Raw genomic sequence first — 18,978 nt, 5'->3', positions numbered from 1 at the left:
GAGATCACTCCACCGCCCCTCACCCCGGCCCTGCTCCCCGCAAGCGGGGAGAGGGGGAACGTCTTTTTGCCTCCGCTGGCTGAAGACTAAACACCTGTCGTTCGCTCTTCAATCCCGAGATCGCAAAGCGCGTTCCCTCTCCCCCAAGAATTGGGGGGTGCGAAGCCGCGAAGCGAAAGGTCAAGGTGAGGGGGTGGTTGCAGCACGCAGAAAGTCCGGTCGCAAAAGGGTGCCCTTTTTGATAAAAAGATGCTTTTCCCTCAACTCCGAGAGGGTGCTGTTTCAGGACATCGGTCACACAATGGGGCAGGACGCCGAAGCCCCACTGGGCACTCTGCCAGAGGGGGTGGAGTCTTGCACGGTGAGGCACGGGGAGTGAAGGCCCTTTCCCCCGGGGAAAAGGGTCTTCGGCGCGTGTGGCACGGGGCTTGCAATGCAACACTTACCCTTTCCTCCTCATGAATGCCCTGCCTCACCTCCCCCAGCTTCATAACTTCCTCTTCATGCTGCCAGCCTCCACCACTGCGGCAGAGCAGGAAATCATTGTCAGCTTGGCGCGTCGCATGACGGCCCTGGGGTATGTTTACATCGCCAGCGCCCATGAGGGGACCATGGTGGACCGTGAAGACATCCGCTTCATGCCATTGCATGAAGACATGCTGCCTTCGTTTGGCGTCATGGCGGCCGTGTTCATCGTGAGAGATCAGCGCATCGCCTGCGCTGCGCGTGAGGTTTACCCAGATGCGCATGTGCTGGTGATTGATCCTGACCGCATCCGCGAAGATCTGCCTGACTTTGAGCCAGAGGTCATCCGCTCCTGGCCCGTGCCCAGTGCGGAACGGCCCGTGGTGCAGAAAGAGTGGGCCGCTGCTGCGTGACGCAGCCTTCTCTACGCCTGTCATTGGCTAAAACCCAGGCTTGCGCAGCCCCGCCTCTCTGGGGCAGCGTGGGGCATGACACCCCTCCACCATCTCCGCGCAGGCATCATCGGCACCGGCTTCATCGGCCCAGTGCACATTGAGGCGCTGAAACGTCTGGGCATCCAGGTTACCGCCATCTGTGCCTCCTCTAAAAGTGCGCGAAAAACGGCTGAGATGTGGGGCATCGAAGAAGCCTATGGCGATTACGACCACGAGGCTATGTTTGCCAGCCCGAATGTGGACGTCGTGCACATCACCTCGCCCAACAAAGCGCATGTGGAGCAGTGCCTGGGTGCCCTGGCCATGGGCAAACACGTCATCTGCGAAAAGCCGCTCGGCATGACCACGGCTGAGACCGCCCTGGTGGTGGACGCGGTGAAAAAAGGCGGCAAGGCCGGGCCGGTCTTTGCGGTGAACTACATGTGCCGTTTTTTCCCTGCCGTGCTGCAAATGCGCGCCCTGGTGGAGCGCGGAGACCTGGGGGAAATCATCCACGTGCAGGGCCACTTTTTCCAAGACTGGCTGCTGCACCTGACCGACTACAACTGGCGCGTCATGGCCAGTGAAGGCGGCAAACTGCGGGCTGTGGGAGACATCGGCACGCACTGGATTGACGCCGTCAGTTTCATCCTCGGTGCCAAGGCGGAAAGCGTCTTTGCCCACATCGAAACCTTCCACAAAACCCGCCTGCGTCCGAAAGGCGAGGTGAAGACCTTTGCCAAAGTGGACCCGAAAACCATGGTCCCTTACAAAGTGGATACCGAGGACTTCGGCAGTGTGCTGCTGAAATTCGGCAAGTCCAAGCATGGCCATGCCAACGGCGTGCACGCCAATGCCAGCATCTCCCAAGTCGCCGCCGGGTGGAAGTGCAGCCTGGCCCTGGGCATCTATGGGACGAAAGGCAGCGTGCAGTGGGACCTCCAGCAGCCGAACGAAATCATCGTCGGGCATCGGGATCAGCCTAACCAAATTTTGCAACGCGGTACCCCAGGCTTCCTCGAAGACGTGGCGAACTTCACCGATTACCCTGGCGGCCATGCCGAAGGTTTCAGCGATGCCCACAAGATGCACTACCGTGCGGTCTATGAACACATCGCCAGTGGTAAAAAGACTCCTGCCCTCTTCGCCACCGCTGCCGATGGCCACCACGAAGTGAAGCTGTGCGAAGCGATCCTGGAAAGCAGCAAGGCCAAAGGCTGGGTCAAGGTGTAGGTTTTCGAGGAGGCGAAGCCAAAGTATTTCCACGTGCTCTCTTGCCAGCCCACCCCCTAGTGCATGATGCGATCAATCCTGCGCTAGTCGCATGGGGGTGGTGACGAAGATCCGCAGGCCATGGGGGCGCACGGCTTGCAGTTCCAGGCTGCCCCCACACTCTCTCGCACGCGCCCGCATGCCGGTGAGCCCAAGACTTTGACGGGAGTGCTCTCGGTTGATGGACAGCCCCCCGCCATTGTCTTCGACGATAAGCTGCACCTGATCCAACTCGGTCGTCAGAGTGACTTTGACTTGGGTGGCTTTGGAGTGGCGAGCGATGTTGGTCAGGGCTTCTTGGGCAATGCGGAAAAGATGGGTCTCGAGGTCGCTGTGCAGGCGGGTTTCAAGTTGGGAGTCATAGGTCATTTCCACCTGGGCACGCTGAGCAAACTTTTCCGTCAGCCAGCGCAGCCCGGCATCCAGGCCGAAGTCGTCCAAGATCACGGGACGCAGCAGTTGGGAAAGTTCGCGCACGTTGGCAATGGACTGGTCCACCAGCACCACACAGTCTGCGCGGCGGTCTTCAAAGTTTTCATCCACGCGCCGGACGAGGTTAGAGCGTACCGCAGCTAGGGACTGGCCCAGTTCATCATGCAGTTCATGAGAAAAACGCCGGGCGGTTTCCTCCTGCGTTTGCAGCATGTGCCAGGAGACACGGCTGAGTTCATCCTGCTGCCACTCGATGCGGCGGATGCTGTGCCTAACAAAAAGAATGGTTCCTGCGGCACACAAACCCGAGAGCAAAAGGCTGGAGCCGAGCAAGACGGCCGATTCATCTGCCAAGTCCTGGAGTTGCAGGCCGATCTGCTGATCCACCTCCGCCAGATGCTTGGTGCTGTGCAGGATGAGATCATGGATGAGTTTCACCACCACTTCATGGCTGGAGATGAGCTCCTCCATGTGAGTGCGGGAGGTGGCGCCACCGTGCTCTAGTGAAGTGCGCGCTTTTTCAGAGAAGAGCTGGGTGGCTTGAGCGAGCGATTGCCAATCCTGAGCATGAGCGGTCAAACGAGCTTCATGGGCCAGCTTGGCCACAGCTTTGTCCGCCTTTTTGAGATCCTCAATCCGCGCCACACGGTCTTCCATGCCCACTTCCCTGACGATGCGGTGAACGATGAGGGCCAGGGCATCTTCTTCCGCCTGCACTTCATGCAACAGACGGGCAACGAGAAGCTGCTCCTGCACAAGCCGTGCAGCATTTTTACGAATGGCGTGACTATCGCGCACTGCGACGAGTCCAGCGATTCCCAAAAGGATGACGACGAGGCCGAACCCGATGATGAGCCCCCACAGGACGGAACGTTCACCGATCCGCCGATTGAAGGGTAAGATGAAGCGGGTCATGGAGGCGCTCAGTCAATGAGCCCATTGCGCAGGGCAAAGCGCACCAGTTCCCCGACGGAGTGGAGGTTCAGCTTTTCCATGATGCGGCCTCGATGAGCCTCCACCGTGTAAACGCTGAGGTTGAGGGCATTGGCGATGTCCTTGTTCGTCTTACTCTCCGCGATCATCTGGAGGACTTCACGCTCGCGAGTGGAGAGGAGATCGATGGGATTGGTGACATGCTTGCGGTAGTCATCCAGCACGGCATCTGACACCTCTGGGCTGAGGTAACCTTTCCCCACAGCGACGGCCCGCACAGCGGTGAGGAAGTCTGCCTCACTGCAATCTTTCAGCAAGTAACCGCGTGCCCCAGCGCGCAGGATTTCCCGCACATAGACGGCATCCTTGTGCATGGAAAGCGCCAGCACACGGGTCTTTGGGGATGCCTTTTCCATGCGCCGGGTGGCCTCGATGCCATTGAGTTCAGGCATGGTCACATCCATCACGGCCACATCGGGCTGGAGGGCTTCGGCCAGTTCCACCGCCTCGCGACCATTGGAGGCCTGGCCCACTACCTCCATGTCCCACTGGGCCTCCAAAATCAGGCGGAAGCCGTTGCGAACAACGGAGTGATCATCGGCTAGCAGGATGCGGGTCGCTTTGGTGGACATGAGCGTTAGTGGGGGAGAGTATCCGGAACGCCGATGAGAACAAGGCCCCTTCTCACCCTCTTACACGCCAGCCTTCAGATTAGGGGGTTAACGGGGCTTTTTATCCCCTAGATCCGCTACGGGCAGCGTGGTGAAATTTTTCCACTGGGCTTCAATGGCTTCTGGAGTTGGCAGTCCGTCATGCACCCACAGGCCATAACGCACGCGCAGCTTTTTTGCCTCGGTCACGTCCAGGGGGGTATCCAGGCTGAGGCAGGCGCCCATCCAGCCATCATCGCGCACATGATAGGCGGTAGGGTTGTGCGGGTTCATGGGGTGGTTCATCAGCGTCATTCCCGCGAAACCGGTTTCCTCATTGGTGATCCGGCCACTGTAGTCCACCCAGCGGGCAGGCAGGCGAAACATGCCCTTTTCATTGACCTGACCTTCCGAATTCAAAAGCCGACCGCCGCCATCGTGCACGCCCAGGCTCTTTGCCACCCGCACGGCCACGAGGCCAAAGCCGGAAGCACCAAAGGTGGCGGTCTTGCCTTTGGGCGGGGCATACTCCAGATCCATGATGAGAAACCAGCTCTTGGCCCCATCCACCGGGCGCACCTCGGTGCGGCGGACCTCGATCAACTGCACGGATTGGTCCGCCTCGTTGATCCAGTGATTCACCATGCGCATGCTGGCGTAATCATCACTGTCCTCATAACCTTCTCGCGAGACTTCCACATTGATGATGCGGCCCTGTTTCTTGGCGTAGTCACCCCAGAAATCCAGGCCATTGAGGCTGTTATGCGTGACCCACACGCTGTTGTGGTGGCTGTGAGTCAAAGGATCATGCGGATGCCCCATGCGGGTCAGGCTGATGTCTCGCGAAGCGCGGATGGGATACCAAAAAGGCCGCATGTCCTGCGGATCATAATGACAGGCGGTGAGCTCTCGCCCATCGAGCTGAAAGGAGGTGATGTGGTGCGGCAAGGGCACCGCCTGCACACGCGGCACCGGTTTGGCCGAAGGGAGCTGGCCCCAAACGGGAGCGGCAAGCAGGATCAGCAGGCAGGGAATACGCATGAGGGAAAAAACGCATTCGCCCTCGCGCATCTTGTCGGCACAATGCGGAAAGGCTTTTGCCTGGAGCTACTCTCCAGCGCAAGAAGCCTTGACCAACCCCGTTCCATTCTGCCCATGAAGAAATTCCTTCTGCCACTCCTCCTTCTCGCCGTCGCGGGCTTCGCTGCGACGATCCCCGAAACCGCCAAGGTCGGCCAGTTTTACGCTGGCTGCCAGGCTTACAGCTTCCGCCTGTTTTCCGTGATGGAAGCCATCGAAAAAACCGCTGCCGCTGGGGGGAAAACGATCGAGTTTTACCCGAAGCAGAAACTCTCCCCAGAGAAGCCCGACCAGGTCTTCAACCACGAGTCCCCTCCTGAAGTCATCGAAGCTGTGAAGGCCAAGCTGGCGGAGCAGGGCGTGACGGCGGTGGGTTACGGCGTGATCAAACTGGGTGCCGACGCTGCGGCAGACCGCAAAGTCTTCGAATTTTGCAAAACCATGGGCATCGGCATTGTCATCACTGAGCCAGACGTCAAAGGCCTGGATGGCATCGAAGCTCTGGTGAAGGAGTTCGACATCAAGATGGCGATTCATAATCATCCAAAGCGTCCACTGGACCGTGCTTATCTGTTCTGGGACCCGAACTATGTGCTGGAACTGGTGAAAGATCGGGATCCCCGCATGGGTGCCTGCGCCGATGTGGGCCACTGGGTGCGCAGTGGGCTGAATCCGGTGGATTGCATCCGCATCCTCAAGGGCCGCATCTTTGACAGCCACATGAAGGACCTGACTGAATTTGGCAATCCCAAGGCTCACGATCTGCCCTTCGGCACGGGCAAGTCAGACATTCCTGCCATCTTGGCCGAATACCATGCCCAGGGTTACCCCGGCCCGCTGCATGTGGAGTATGAGCACAACTGGGAAACCAGCCTGCCTGAGATCAAGCAGAGCCTGGAGTTCGTGAAGAACTGGAAGCCAGCGGCCAAGTAAGATCGCTGCCCCATAACTTAAAAATTGAAGCGGAAAGTGGGCGACGCCTGCTTTCCGCTTTTTCGTTGCCTCACCTCACGGCAAGCGCCAGGGTCCCCGCAGCGCGGCGTAGTCGGCCTTGGGCAGGAGCACGTAATGGGGGGAGGCCTGGGGATCCAGCCAGCGGATGAGTTTTTCTAAATTCTCCACCGCCATGGTGGAGCAGCCAGCGCTGGGTTTCGTGGGGCCACGGCGGACGTGGAAAAAGATGGCGCTGCCGTAGCCAGGAGCTGCCGGCCCCTGATTGTGGCGGATCTCCAGCATCCATTTGTATGCGGCATCGCCCAGGCGCATGCGCTGTTTTTCGAACCATGGGGGCACACGCCGGGGGTCCACCCGCACGTGCTGGTTGTAGTAGGGGCTGTTGGAGTCATCCACATACGCATCCCACGGCCCCACCTGGATGTAGGGCCACTTGGCCCCTGAAGGCGGGCGCGCCGCGTAGCCGAAAAGCGAACCTAGCTGGAAGACGCCAGCGGGTGCGCGCCAGTCCTTTTCCACCTTCATGGGGATGCCGTTGCGCGGCGGGGTGAAGACTCCCCTGCCCCAGGCCAATCCGGCACGCCCGAGCAAAATGGGGACGGGCTGGGCAAAAACAGGCTGCCAGGGGCTATTGGCCGAAGCCCGCTGATAGGCCTGGAGCGTGGCCGTATTGGAATTCCACCCGGGAGCCTGCGCCACGATGACCTGGCGGACGCTGCTGCCGATCTGCGCACGAGCCGCAGCAGGCAAAAGCACCGCGAGAGTCAGGAGCACAAGAACGGAAGAAAAAAACTTCTGCGTCATAGCCCGCCCACCTCTCTGGGGGTTGTCATGACATTGTATCCACCGGAAAGCTGATTTTGAAGGTTCGATCATTTTTGAGATTGCCTCGATAAGTTCGAAACGAATATAAACATAAATCGGCCCTGCCGGATAATTAATTGGCTTCAGGTTTTGGGGGTTTTTTTCCTGAGCGCCAAGTCCGGCAGGGCTGTTTGTTTCTAATCAAGGTGATGAAGATGTGGATGCCCGATTGAAAGTCCTGCGGCTGAGGCTATTCGTAGCACACATCATGAAGCGTCTGTTTCCCCTAGCCACCTTGCTGGCCTTGTTTGCGCTGGTTTCTTGCAGCACCACGTCCCAGGTGAGTCTGGATTATGTACCTGGCCCAGGCCATGTCAGACCTGGGCAGCCCGAGTTTGCCACCCGGCCTTTCATTGACCAGCGCGGCACGGGAGAGATGGATCTGGGTACCGTGCGCACGCAGATCGGCACGCCGCTGGAGTATGTGCAGACGCGGGTGCCTGTGAGCCAGGTGGTCACAAATGCGTTTGGCCATGGGCTGCAGACTCGCGGCATGCTGACTCCACCCCGCAGCGCACGCTACGTGGTGACTGGTGATGTGCTGGATCTCTACTGCCAGATGCTGGTGCGGCCCTATGGCTATGCCCGCGTCCGCGTGACGGTGCTGGATGCCGTCACTGGACAGATCATCCACAGCCATGTGTATTCCGGTGAGCGCAGTGCGCGTGCCTACGTGCCAGGCAGTGGCTCCCCTGTGCCAGTGCTGCGGGATCTCGTCTCCGGGGCCCTGCAAGATGCGGTGGACCAGGCGCTGGATGATCCCCGCCTGCGCAATCGCCTGCGGCCCGAAGTGCAGCCTGAATACCTGGACGACAGCCAGCCGACCATCAGCATCTGAAGAGGCGGCTCCGGGGTCGCTTCCTAGAGGTTGACCACGGGACCTGCACCATGGACTCTGCGCCTTCATGCCTGCCAATCGGTTTTACAACGCCTTTGATTCTGAAACGCTGACACCGCGCCCCACGCACGCGAGCGAGTATCGCAATGCCTTTCAGATTGATCGCGACCGCATCATCCACAGCAGTGCCTTTCGGCGGCTGCAAAACAAGACGCAGGTCTTCCTGTCGGGCGAGTATGACTTTTACCGCACGCGGCTGACGCACAGTATCGAGGTGGCCCAGATCGGCCGCTCCATTTCCGCCTACCTGCTCCAGCAGAGCCCGGACCTGGAAGACGATTGTTTCATTGATCCCGACCTCGTCGAATGTGCCTGCCTATCCCATGACCTGGGGCACCCGCCTTTCGGCCACACGGGGGAGCGTACCTTGCACCGGCTGATGCAGCCCTACGGCGGCTTTGAGGGGAATGCCCAGACACTGCGCATCCTCACGCAGACATTGTTCAACGAAGGACGTGAAGGCATGAACCCCTCGCGTGCGGTGCTGGATAGCGTGTTAAAATATAAGACGCTCCAGGCGGAAGTGGTGGGCGCAAAAAACCACTACCTCTACAACGACCAGGAAAGCTGGCTGGACTTCACCCTGGGCCAGCAGGCCTTCCCGCCTGAGCTAACCCCGGGGAAAGTGCGTAACCAATTCCGCAGCATCGAATGCCAGATCATGGACTGGGCCGATGACACCGCCTACTCCCTCAATGACATCGCCGATGGCATCCATGCCGGGTTCATCAATGTGGCCACGCTGGAGCGCTGGGCGCAGCGGCAAGAGCTGGATGAGACGGGCCAGATCCACCTGCAAAAGCTCTGTGCAGCCATCCGCGAGGGTCATGTGGAAAAGAAACTCAACAGCGCCATCGGCCGCTACATCCGCGCCGTGACGCTGGTGCCTAACAGCACGTTTCTCAGCGCCATGACCCGGCGGCATCAGTTCCGGTTGGAGATTGATCCTGCCACGCAGGCGGAGTCCAGGCTGAATAAAAAGATCGCTTTTGATCTCGTTTTCAAAAGTCCTCAGCTCCAGCAGCTCGACTACAAGGCTGACTTCATTTTGACGCGCCTGTTTGAGGTGCTGCGTGATCGTTATGTAGAGAAGACCACAGACAGTGGCCTGCACCTGATGCCTGTCACGCTGGAGGCCGAGATTGAAAAAGCTCCAGATACCAGCACGCGGGCGCGGCTGGTCTGCGACTGGGTGGCCAGCATGACAGATAGCTTTGCCTTCCGCACTTACCGCCGGCTTTTCGATGCGGATTTTGGCTCCATCACGGATTTTGTGTAAGCTCTTGGTTAGGAGGATATTCATCAAAGGCACACGTTCTTGATTGACCGGGAATCCGGAATTCGTTTAGCCTGAGTATTCCAACCTAACCAACCCACATGTCCTCTGCCACCCTGGAGGCTACGGCTTCCGCTGCCCCTGCTGCTGACAAGTTAACCAAAAAAATCCTCACGGCTGATCACCCGACCTGGTGCCCTGGCTGTGGTGACTTTGCGGTGCTTGCCGCCTTTTACAAGGTGCTGGAAAAACTCCAGTATCCCCATGAGAAGATCGTCTGCGTGGCCGGTATCGGCTGTTCCTCACGCTTCCCCTATTTCGTCAATAGTCACGGCATTCACTTCATCCATGGTCGTGCTTTGCCCCTGGCCACGGGGATTTCTCTGAGCCGACCTGACGTGCATGTGTTTGTCTTCGGTGGGGATGGAGATGGTTTTTCCATTGGTGGCAATCACCTCAACCATGCGGCACGGAAAAACGTGAAGCTGACTTACGTCATCATGGATAACTTCGTGTATGGCCTAACCAAAAAGCAGACCAGCCCCACGAGCCCCCAGGGCTTCAAGTCCAAGACCGACCCGAGCGGCAGCATTGACCGCCCTATCAACCCGATGAAGCAACTGCTGGCCAGCGGTGCCACCTTCATCGCCCGCACCCACGCTGCGCAAGTGAAACACATGATGGATACCTTTGAACGGGCCATCTTGCACGATGGCTTCAGCGTGGTGGAATGCCTGAGCGAGTGTGTGATGTTTTACTCCGGCTCCTTTGATGATAGCACCCCTCGCAAAGGCGGTGTGTATGACATCATTGACGAGACGCAGCATGACGTCACGGATGATGTCGCCGCTTTCAAAATGGCGGATGAACCTTCGCCCGGTAAATTCGGTGTTTATTACCAAGTGGAGCGCCCAACCAAAAATGCGCTGGAGCAAAAGTGGATTGATTCCACCCAGGCGAAGCTGGCAGGGCTGAGCCAGAAAGAGATCCTGAAAAAGCGCCTGGAAACCATGCGCTGAAGAGACCGATTTTTTCCTGAAGACTGTTGCAGATGTCGCACAGCAGCACACCTGCAACAGTCTTTTCGTTTTCTGAGGTCGAAGCGCCACCGAGAAACCCCAGTGACCCGCCACTTCACGGGGCTGGCATGGGCACTGCTGGAGGACTGCTTAACGGCGTGATGGTGACTGCCTGCACGCGCCCTGCGACCTCCATGACAGCTCCTACTCTAGCCACCCTTCATACGGCCTACCGCGCAGGCCATCTCACGCCCAGCCAACTGGTGGATAACCTGCTGGCCCAAGCGGCCGCCGCAGATCCTGCCATCTGGATCCACCTCATGGATCGGCATGAGATCCAGCCTTACCTGGACCTGCTGGAAGGGCATTCGCCAGATAGCCTGCCTCTCTATGGCATCCCCTTTGCCATCAAGGATAACATTGACCTCGCAGGGACACCCACCACAGCAGCGTGCCCGGCCTTTGCCTACACGCCTGAAAAGTCAGCTTCCGTAGTGCAGGCCTTGATAGATGCGGGCGCCATCCCTATGGGGAAGACAAATCTTGATCAATTCGCCACCGGCCTCGTCGGCACGCGCAGTCCGTATGGCAGCCCTGAAAACGCCATCAGCCCCGGTGTGATTTCAGGAGGGTCCAGCTCAGGCTCCGCCGTGGCAGTGGCTCTCGGGCTTGTCAGTTTTGCGCTCGGTACGGATACGGCGGGGTCTGGCCGGGTGCCTGCGGCTTTTAACAACATCGTGGGCCTGAAACCGACGCGCGGGGTGCTGAGTACCACGGGTGTGGTGCCCGCCTGCCGCAGCCTAGACTGCGTGTCCATCTTTGCACTGACCTCCGAGGATGCCGCGAAGGTCTTTGAGGTCGCCCGTGCCTTTGATGCGAGCGATACGCTCGCCCGTCCTTTTGCCGCAGCAGTGCCGACTTGGGCACCTGGATCTGGCTTTCGTTTTGGCGTGCTGCCTGAAAACCAAAGACACTACTTTGGAGAAGAATCGGCTAACGAACTTTATGAAAATAGCATCACACGTCTGCGCGCCCTAGGGGGCATCGCGGTGGAGGTGGACTTTGAGCCCTTCATGGAGGCTGCGCGTCTCCTGTATGGTGGGCCGTGGGTGGCTGAGCGCTACGTGGCCACGGCAGCGTTATTAGAGAGCCAGCCCGAGGCGTTTTTACCCGTCACACGCACGATCATTTCTGGAGGTGTCAAACCCAGCGCTGCAGATACCTTCCGCGCGATGTACCAGCTCGCCACGCTGCGCAGGCAGAGTGAGGCGGTGTGGCAGTATGTGGATGTCATCCTCACGCCCACGGCTCCCCGCAGCTACACGCGGGAGGAGATCGAGGCGGAGCCGATCGCCTACAATACGAACCTGGGCACGTACACGAATTTCATGAACCTGCTGGACCTCTGCGGTTACGCGGTGCCCGCCGGTTTTCTGCCCAATGGCCGTGCCTGGGGGGTGACACTCATCGCCCCCGCCTTTCATGACCTGCGGCTCCTCAGCATCGGCAGTTTTCTGCATCAGGCCACGGGAGTGAAACTGGGCGCGACAGAGACGCCCGTGCCACCGGCGGTGGAAACGGCGGCTACACCGGGCTGGATGCCCGTGGCGGTGTGTGGAGCCCACATGGAGGGGCTGCCACTCAATCCCGGTCTGCTGGCCTGTGGCGCCCATCTGCGCAGCCGCACGGAGACGGCGCCGTGCTACCAACTGTATCATCTGCCCGGTGAGGGCAGTGTGCCGCCGCGCCCGGGCCTCATCCGCTCTGCGGAAGGTGGCCGCGCCATCGCGCTGGAGGTCTGGGACATGCCGGAGGCCGCTCTGGGAGCCTTTTTTAACAGCATCAAACCGCCGCTGGGCCTCGGCTGGGTGGAGCTGGCCGGTGGGCAGCGCGTGTGCGGCTTCCTCTGTGAACCCAGCGCGGTCTCAGCGCCACAGGACATCACCCACCACGGTGGCTGGCGGGCCTGGATTCAGGCGCAGGGCTGAGGGGTCATTTACTCACCGGCATGCGGCGGTAGATGCGGCTGCGATTCACATTCAGCAGCCGCGCGGCCTCCGTCACATTGCCGCCCGTTTGCTCAAGAGCGCGTTGAATCAAAGTATGTTCGGCAGCCCCGAGATCCAAAGGCACGGTGTCAGCAGCGGTGCGCGCAGGCGCTTTAGCCACGGGGGCGGGTGCGGCTTCAAACAACTGCAAGTGCTCGCGTTTCACCGTTTGGCCGCCGCTGAGTATCAAAGCACGCTCCATGGCATTCTTGAGTTCCCGCACATTTCCCGGGAAGGAATGGTGGCTCAATAGGGCGAGGGCAGAGGCATCCAAAGCAGGGGCTGTCATGCCCATCTCCGCCGCGAACACCTTTAAAAAATGGCCTGCCAGCAAGGGCAAATCCTCACGCCTTTCCCGCAGGGGGGCCGTCTCCACGGTGTAGCGTGCGAGCCGGTAATACAGGTCCTGGCGGAAGTCTCCCGTGAGGATCTTCGCGGCGAGGTCCGCATTCGTGGCACTGAGCACGCGCACATCCACGCGATGGGATTTGGTAGAGCCCACGGGCGTCACCTCGCCATCCTCCAGCACACGCAGCAGCTTCGCCTGAAGAGCGGCAGGCATGTCACCGATTTCATCTAGGAACAGTGTGCCGCCATCGGCCAATTCGAAGTAACCTTTGCGATCTGCCGTGGCCCCGGTGAAGGCCCCTTTGACGTGACCAAAGAAAAGCGATTCCAAAAGATCCGCCGGCACGGCCACGCAGTTCACCGGGATGAAGGCTTCCCCCGCGCGCGAGCTGTGATGGTGCAGGGCACGTGCCACGAGTTCCTTGCCCGTGCCACTCTCCCCGGTGATGAGCACGCTGGTTTTGCTAAACTGACGCAGCCGCTCGATGTCCGCCAGGATGCGTTTCATGTGTGGGCTTTCACCGACAAAGCCATCCAGGCCCCAGCGTTGCGCCTCACGGGAAGCCAGGGTGGAAAGCTTTTGCGTGGCCTTATCCCGCGAGGTCTCAGCGGCGACCCGGCGGGAGACCTCCGCCTCCAGCTCGGCATTGCGCTGTTGCAGTTCGCGGGTGAGTCGGCTGATCTTCAGGTGGGTGGCCACGCGGGTCACCACTTCCTCAGCCTGGAATGGTTTAACGATGTAGTCCACCGCCCCCATGCGAAACCCATTCAGCACGCTAGCGGTCTCATTCCGACTGGTGATGAAGATGACAGGCACATCCCGCGTGGCTTCATCCGCCTTGAGCGTGCGGCAGACATGGAAGCCATCATGCCCCGGCATCATCACGTCCAGCAGGATGAGATCTGGCTGGGCACGCTCCGCCAGTTTCAGCGCATCTTTGCCACTGGAAACGGCGAGGATTTCATAGCCTTGCGGCTCCAGCACGTGACTGAGCAGGGACAGACTGGCCGGAGTGTCATCGGCAATGAGGATGCGGGGACGATTCATGAGATGGAGATCTGGGCGATGATGCGCTGGATGGTTTTCATGTCATAACTGGCCAGAAAGCCGCGCAAGTGCTGTGCCAGCCGCTGGCCCGCCGTGCCGAGTTGCTCCAGTTCGGCCAGGCAGCTTTTCAAGACGGTGGCGCTGTGCAGTTCTGCGGCCATCGTAAGCCGGGCAGCCAACTCCTCTGGCAAGGTTATCTGGCTGAGATCAATGGACTCGCCTGCCTCGGCGTCGGGTTGCTCCCCCTTATACTCAAAGTCCACGCCTAACAAATGACGCAGACACCCGTAAATGCGCTCTGCCCGGAAAGGTTTCGCCACGAAGTCGTCGCACCCCGCTTTCAGACAAAGCTCCCTCTCATGAGCCAGGGCGGAGGCGGAAGTGGCGACGATTTTAATCTCGGTGGTGTTGAACTCTTCCAAAATGCGGCGGGTGGCCTGCAACCCATCGAACTGAGGCATGCGGATATCCATGAAAACAATCTGCGGGCGGGAGACCTGCACCACTTCCACCGCCTGGCGTCCGTGCTCTGCCAGGACGACCTCACAGCCGATCAAGGTGAGCATGGAGGCTAAGACCTCCCGATTTTCACGAATGTCATCCACCACCAAAGCCCGCACGGCACAGCCTTTGGCCAGGCTCACCAGTTCCCGCACAGAAGCCCGTGAAACCCCATGCGCAGCCACGCTGGGAAGAGTGAGCTCCACATGGAAGCAGGAGCCACGGCCTAACTGCGAATGCAATCCCATGCGCCCGCCCAAAATCTCCACCTGACGGCGGGCGATGGCCAGCCCCAGCCCCGCGCCACCACGGGCGCCAGCCTCCTGCTGGAAGGGCTCGAAGATGCGTTGTTGGGCCTCTTCGGGAATGCCGATGCCGGTGTCTTCCACCTCAAAACGCCAGGCTTCCTTTTCCAACGGCAGCACCCGTAGAATGATGCGCCCGCTGGCGGTAAACTTCACGGCATTGGCCAAAAGATTGATGAGCACTTGGCGCAGCTTGCCTTCATCGCCATGAACGGGCGTGGCTTTCTCAAGCTCAGCCGCCTCGATGCGAAAGCCGATCTGTTTTTCCTCACAGGGATGCTGAAACATGGCGGTCAATTCGCGAACTAGCGCCGCCAGGTCGAAGTTCGTTTTTTCCACCTCCATGCGCCCAGCATCTATTTTGGACAGGTCCAGGATCTCTTGAATGAGGTGCAGCAGATGGTCTCCGCTGTTCAGGATGGTAGCCACGGCATCGCGATGAAAACGTGGCAGGGCGGCATCCCGCGCCAGGATCTGCGCATAGCCCAAGATGGCATTCATGGGGGTACGGATTTCATGACTCATGTTCGCCAGAAACTCCGACTTCGCCCGGCTGGCCGCCTCCGCTGTCGCCTCGGCCTGTTTGCGCACAGACACCTCGGCCAGCAGCTCTTTTCGTGCCCGATTCACCACCGCTGTTTGGCTGGCGGTTTTCCACAAGTAGGAGGTCAGGAGCAAGGTGATCACCAGGCCACCCGTGAGGGTGATCCAGGGCATGAGATCTGACCGCCGACTGAGGAATCCCTGAGTGGGTTCAAACAAAAGCCGCCACTGCCGCCCCGCCACATCCACCTCCGTGGTCCAGGTGGGGTAGCCCTGAAGACGTGCGCCTTCCTGATGGTACAGCAGGGTGCTATCTCCCGCATCCCGCAGAGACAAGGCCACACCACTGTCACGTGCCTCCGCAAGTGAGAGATCAATCAGATCTCCGATGCGGAAGACTGCTGTGGCAAAGCCGGTGAGCTGCTTTCGACGTTCATCCACCGTGGTAGGCACGCCCTGATAAAGCGGCTCAAACACCACAAACCCACGCTGAGATCCCTGCTCCTGAGCCAACCGGATGGGCGCGGTGGCCTGGGCATTGCCGCTGTCACGGGCCTGCTCCAGGGCGGCGCGGCGTCGGGGCTCGGCCTTGACATTGAAGCCCAGCGCGGGCGCATTCTTTTGCAAGCTCTCCAGGTAAAACACGGGGAAGTATTCCTCTGTAGAGCGAGCGGTGACGATTTTCCCTTCGCTCTCTTCCTCCGTAAAACGAAACTCTCGAAAGCCCTCCGCACGGGCGCGCTGTTCCCAGCTTTGGCGCTGTGCCCCCTCCACACGCGGGTCCCAGGCTAGGGCCTGCAACTCTGGCTGCCGGGTCAAAAAACTACCCACAAAGGTGCCAAATTCAGCCCGGGAGATTTCCTTCCGCGACTCAAAAAAAGCGACGATCCCATGCAGCACCTCCATGGAACGTAGGATCTGCCCACGAATGACCTCGGTGCGGTCTTTGGCCAATCTGCGGACTTCATCTTGCCGGTCGTCTTCACGCGTCTGCAACAGCATGACCGTGAGCAGCCATGACACCGTGACGCCGAGCACCAGCGCCAAATAGGCGGGTGCCCTCACGGGTGTGTCAGGGCAGGCAGAGGGGGGCATGGTGAGGTTGGCACCTCCCCAATCAAGCACCCATCATGCCAGCCCAGCCGCCTTCAGTGAGCGAGGCAAGCTTAACGGGCCAGGCTAGGCGGCGCATCCGCAGCGGTGGCGGCGCGGTAGTTTGCCAGGGCACGGAAGTACTCCGCCTGTGCCTCCACCTCCAGCACCTTGGCATCGAAGGTGGCCTGCTCACGGATCTGTAGAGCGAGCAGATCGGTGGCACCTTGTTTGAGACGTTCGTTTTCAGCGTCTTCAAGCTGCTGAGAGAGATCCACATTTTTACGGGTCTGGAGCAAGGCGTCATAGGCCGCGATGATGGCGCTATGGCTGTCCCGCACGTCTGCGGCGATGCGGTCACGGGCGAACTGCTTCTCATTGTTCAGGCGCTGGATGAGGGACTCGGCCACCTCCAGTCGTCCCTTGGCCTCGCGCCTTTGCAGCGGCATCTTGAACTCGATTTTGGCCTCGATCTCAGTCCGCTCGATGTCTTTGGGCAAAGTGCCACCCGTGGCCTGCGCGGCCTCCACGCCAACGTCCAGGTAGGGCATGAGGTTGTTTTTGGCGAGCTTGCGATCAATCTCATTCTTTTCGATCGTCAACTCAATGCGGCGGATTTCCGGGCGGAAAATGGCTGCCTTGGCAATGGCTGCAGTGACTTGCGTTTCATCGGGCCGGGGATGCGGAGGGAAGGCGGCAGGCACACGCTCGCGCGGGCTGATGATGGGCTCTGCCAGCTCACGAGAACGATGGAAAAGCGAGAGCTCAATGGCGGAAGATTGAAAACGCCGTAGGGCCTGCACCACGGCGATCTCACGACTGACGACGAGGCGCTGGTTATCAATCTGGACGATGGGTGCGGAGGCTCCGCGTTTGACCTGCTCCGCGATGCCTGAGTCACGATTTTTAGCGATGCGCAGCAGCTCCTCTGTGATGTTGAGCCGCTGCCCGGCTGCGACCCAGCTATAATAAGAAACCGTGGCTGCGCGGATGAAGTCCAGATACTGCCGCAGGATCAGGGGATCTGCCAACTCCTGGTCTATCTGGGACTGCCAAAAAGTGGCCCGGCGACGGTCAATGGTACCGTCACGCAGCAGGGGCATGCGAAAGCCCAGGACGGCCTCACCATCTGTGCTGGTGCGCTCCTTGTTATAGTTCGGCAAAAAGCCACTGCTGAGGCGATAGCCCCCGTACACATTGCCCCCCCAAAAGGGCAAGGGCTGGTCCAGCACGGCATACCCCGTCTGCCCATCGTAATATCCCGCTGGCTTAAAGGCACCACCGACGTTGATGTTGAGATCAAAAGCACCCAGGGCCTGACGGGCGCGACCGTTGGCGATGTCTTGCTCGATCAATGCTGCCAAGTATGGCGGATACTGGGTCTGCACGCTGGCCAGCACTTCTGAAAGCAGCAGAGGCTTCGGGGCGGCAGAGGCCGCAGGCAGGACTAGCCAAGCGAGGGCGGCGGTGGCGACGGCTAAGCACCGCCCCACCGATAAAGAGAGCGGGAGGAGCATCTTCATTTTTTGGTGGAGTCGAGTTTTCCTTCGGCATTGGAGATCAGAGGCGGGAAGCCATTGATCTGACGCCACAGTTCAAACCACAGGGGCACTTCATTCAGCATGACCCAAGCATTCGCACGCACCCCCTGGCGTAGCCAGCGCTGCTTATCCGGCCAGCCCACTTTCACGGGGCCCTGGCCATCCCCTCGGTTCACCACATCATCTGAAGGGCCGATGACCACACGGAAACGGCCTAACCCATCATCCGTCGCATCCACAAAAACGACCTCCCCACCAAAGGTACCGATGGCGAGCTGAGGCCAGCCGATCATCTGCACGGCAGGCCAGCCTTCAAAAGCGAGACGGACGGAGCTACCGGGTGTCACCACCCCACCTTCCTCTTTGCGAGCATGGATGAGCGGCATGTCATTGCCACTGACCCAGATTTCAACAAAACGACTGTCCGTTTCTGGAATGATGACGCAGATCAATGAACCGGGACGGAGGTAAGTGCCATCCGTGGCAGCCACCTGGAGGACGATGCCATCTCGCGGAGACTCGACGATTTGCCGCTGCGATTGGTTGATCTGCACGTCTATCACGGAGAGATCACGATCCGCTGTGGCGACATCGCTATGGGCAGATCCCTTCTGCGCGTGGATGGAAGAAATGGTGGCGTCAAAGTCATTGCTGGTGCGCTTTAGGGCAGCCTCAGCAGACTTTAAGTCGGCAGTCGTGGAGTCGCGCTGGAGGGTGGCCAGTTCATGTTCACGCTGGGATGAAAGTCCTTTTTCAAACAAGGCATGAGTTCGGGAGTAATTCAGCGCTGCGGTTTCAGCGGCGATTTTGGCGGCCGCCACGCGCTGCTCAGCCCCATCAATGGCTTGCGCCTTGGCCAGCTCTTGCTGGGTGATTTGGGCGATGAGCGACTCCACCCGGCCTAACGCAAAGTTTCGCCGACTGTCTATCGCCTCGCGCTGAGCCCGGAGATTGGCGATGAGGTCGGGGTCGTTGTCCTGGATTTCCACCACGAGGTCGCCTTTTTTCACGCGCTGCCCTTCGACCACATGCAGGTGCTTGACCCGGCCAGAGACCTGGGCCTCAATGTTGATGCGGCGGTCGAGCGGATTGAAGGCGATGACTCGGCCACTGCCGGAAACGAACTGGCGCCAAGGCAAAAAGAAGCAGCCTAGGACAAAAGCGATGAAGCCCAAGACCAGCAAACGACTGAACAAACGCGTGTAACGTGTGGCTCCTGCGAGTGAGAGCGCGGGCAGTTGCGGAGAGGTGGCAAAGTCAGTCATAGCAGGTCGG

The 18,978-nt window shown here is 59.7% G+C and carries 15 protein-coding genes; 7 read left to right on the top strand and 8 right to left on the bottom strand.

What is annotated here, in order from left to right:
- Positions 1 to 458 precede the first annotated feature (458 nt).
- Together HNQ64_RS09040 and HNQ64_RS09035 are read left to right on the top strand one after the other, a co-directional pair.
- Positions 459 to 878, top strand: coding sequence for a hypothetical protein (locus HNQ64_RS09040; protein WP_184207698.1), 420 nt, complete (start codon positions 459 to 461; stop codon positions 876 to 878).
- Between the two features lie 75 nt (positions 879 to 953).
- Positions 954 to 2,132: a Gfo/Idh/MocA family protein gene (locus HNQ64_RS09035; RefSeq protein WP_184207696.1), complete on the top strand. Its 1,179-nt coding sequence runs from the start codon at positions 954 to 956 to the stop codon at positions 2,130 to 2,132.
- A gap of 72 nt (positions 2,133 to 2,204) precedes the next feature.
- Here the strand turns inward: HNQ64_RS09035 and HNQ64_RS09030 are convergent, their stop codons facing one another.
- The 3 genes from HNQ64_RS09030 to HNQ64_RS09020 all read right to left on the bottom strand — a co-directional run bounded on the left by HNQ64_RS09030 (position 2,205) and on the right by HNQ64_RS09020 (position 5,227).
- Positions 2,205 to 3,518, bottom strand: coding sequence for a sensor histidine kinase (locus HNQ64_RS09030; protein WP_184207694.1), 1,314 nt, complete (start codon positions 3,516 to 3,518; stop codon positions 2,205 to 2,207).
- Between the two features lie 8 nt (positions 3,519 to 3,526).
- On the bottom strand, positions 3,527 to 4,168 hold the full coding sequence (locus tag HNQ64_RS09025) for a response regulator (protein WP_184207692.1): 642 nt from the start codon (positions 4,166 to 4,168) through the stop codon (positions 3,527 to 3,529).
- A gap of 87 nt (positions 4,169 to 4,255) precedes the next feature.
- Entirely contained in the window at positions 4,256 to 5,227 is a 972-nt protein-coding gene (locus HNQ64_RS09020; RefSeq protein ID WP_184207690.1) for a DUF6807 domain-containing protein, read from the bottom strand.
- A 114-nt stretch (positions 5,228 to 5,341) separates the two neighbouring features.
- On the opposite strand from HNQ64_RS09020, the gene HNQ64_RS09015 reads away from it, so the two are divergent.
- Positions 5,342 to 6,199 (top strand): sugar phosphate isomerase/epimerase family protein, encoded by an 858-nt coding sequence (locus tag HNQ64_RS09015; RefSeq protein ID WP_184207688.1) that lies wholly within the window; start codon positions 5,342 to 5,344, stop codon positions 6,197 to 6,199.
- Between the two features lie 75 nt (positions 6,200 to 6,274).
- Here HNQ64_RS09015 and HNQ64_RS09010 read toward each other — a convergent pair whose 3' ends face one another.
- Positions 6,275 to 7,024, bottom strand: a complete 750-nt coding sequence (locus HNQ64_RS09010) for a L,D-transpeptidase family protein (protein ID WP_184207686.1) — start codon at positions 7,022 to 7,024, stop codon at positions 6,275 to 6,277.
- Positions 7,025 to 7,292: 268 nt separating this feature from the next.
- Between HNQ64_RS09010 and HNQ64_RS09005 the strand changes: the two genes are divergently transcribed.
- From HNQ64_RS09005 to atzF, 4 genes are all read left to right on the top strand, one after another.
- A complete protein-coding gene (locus HNQ64_RS09005; protein ID WP_184207684.1) occupies positions 7,293 to 7,922 on the top strand; it encodes a hypothetical protein in 630 nt (209 codons plus the stop codon).
- Positions 7,923 to 7,989: 67 nt separating this feature from the next.
- Positions 7,990 to 9,261 carry a dGTP triphosphohydrolase gene (gene dgt, locus HNQ64_RS09000; RefSeq protein ID WP_184207682.1) on the top strand — a complete coding sequence of 424 codons (1,272 nt, stop codon included), beginning with the start codon at positions 7,990 to 7,992 and terminating at the stop codon, positions 9,259 to 9,261.
- 98 nt (positions 9,262 to 9,359) lie between these two features.
- Positions 9,360 to 10,277, top strand: a complete 918-nt coding sequence (locus HNQ64_RS08995; RefSeq protein ID WP_184207680.1) for a thiamine pyrophosphate-dependent enzyme — start codon at positions 9,360 to 9,362, stop codon at positions 10,275 to 10,277.
- A gap of 194 nt (positions 10,278 to 10,471) precedes the next feature.
- On the top strand, positions 10,472 to 12,265 hold the full coding sequence (atzF, locus tag HNQ64_RS08990) for an allophanate hydrolase (RefSeq protein ID WP_184207678.1): 1,794 nt from the start codon (positions 10,472 to 10,474) through the stop codon (positions 12,263 to 12,265).
- A 4-nt stretch (positions 12,266 to 12,269) separates the two neighbouring features.
- On the opposite strand, the gene HNQ64_RS08985 is transcribed toward atzF, so the two are convergent.
- The 4 genes from HNQ64_RS08985 to HNQ64_RS08970 form a co-directional block, all read right to left on the bottom strand.
- The gene (locus HNQ64_RS08985; protein ID WP_184207676.1) at positions 12,270 to 13,721 is read right to left on the bottom strand and encodes a sigma-54-dependent transcriptional regulator; all 1,452 of its coding nucleotides are present in this window, start codon (positions 13,719 to 13,721) and stop codon (positions 12,270 to 12,272) included.
- Positions 13,718 to 16,165 carry a CHASE domain-containing protein gene (locus HNQ64_RS08980; RefSeq protein ID WP_184207673.1) on the bottom strand — a complete coding sequence of 816 codons (2,448 nt, stop codon included), beginning with the start codon at positions 16,163 to 16,165 and terminating at the stop codon, positions 13,718 to 13,720. Before HNQ64_RS08980 ends, HNQ64_RS08985 begins: the two co-directional genes overlap by 4 nt.
- Positions 16,166 to 16,236: 71 nt before the next feature.
- Positions 16,237 to 17,685 carry a TolC family protein gene (locus HNQ64_RS08975; RefSeq protein WP_221305398.1) on the bottom strand — a complete coding sequence of 483 codons (1,449 nt, stop codon included), beginning with the start codon at positions 17,683 to 17,685 and terminating at the stop codon, positions 16,237 to 16,239.
- Positions 17,682 to 18,968 carry an HlyD family secretion protein gene (locus HNQ64_RS08970; protein ID WP_184207669.1) on the bottom strand — a complete coding sequence of 429 codons (1,287 nt, stop codon included), beginning with the start codon at positions 18,966 to 18,968 and terminating at the stop codon, positions 17,682 to 17,684. Before HNQ64_RS08970 ends, HNQ64_RS08975 begins: the two co-directional genes overlap by 4 nt.
- Positions 18,969 to 18,978: the final 10 nt, after the last annotated feature.

It is taken from the genome of Prosthecobacter dejongeii (assembly GCF_014203045.1).
Classification (GTDB): domain Bacteria; phylum Verrucomicrobiota; class Verrucomicrobiia; order Verrucomicrobiales; family Verrucomicrobiaceae; genus Prosthecobacter; species Prosthecobacter dejongeii.
Note: the sequence above shows the minus strand (reverse complement) of the source record. Positions and strands in the feature narration are given on the sequence as shown.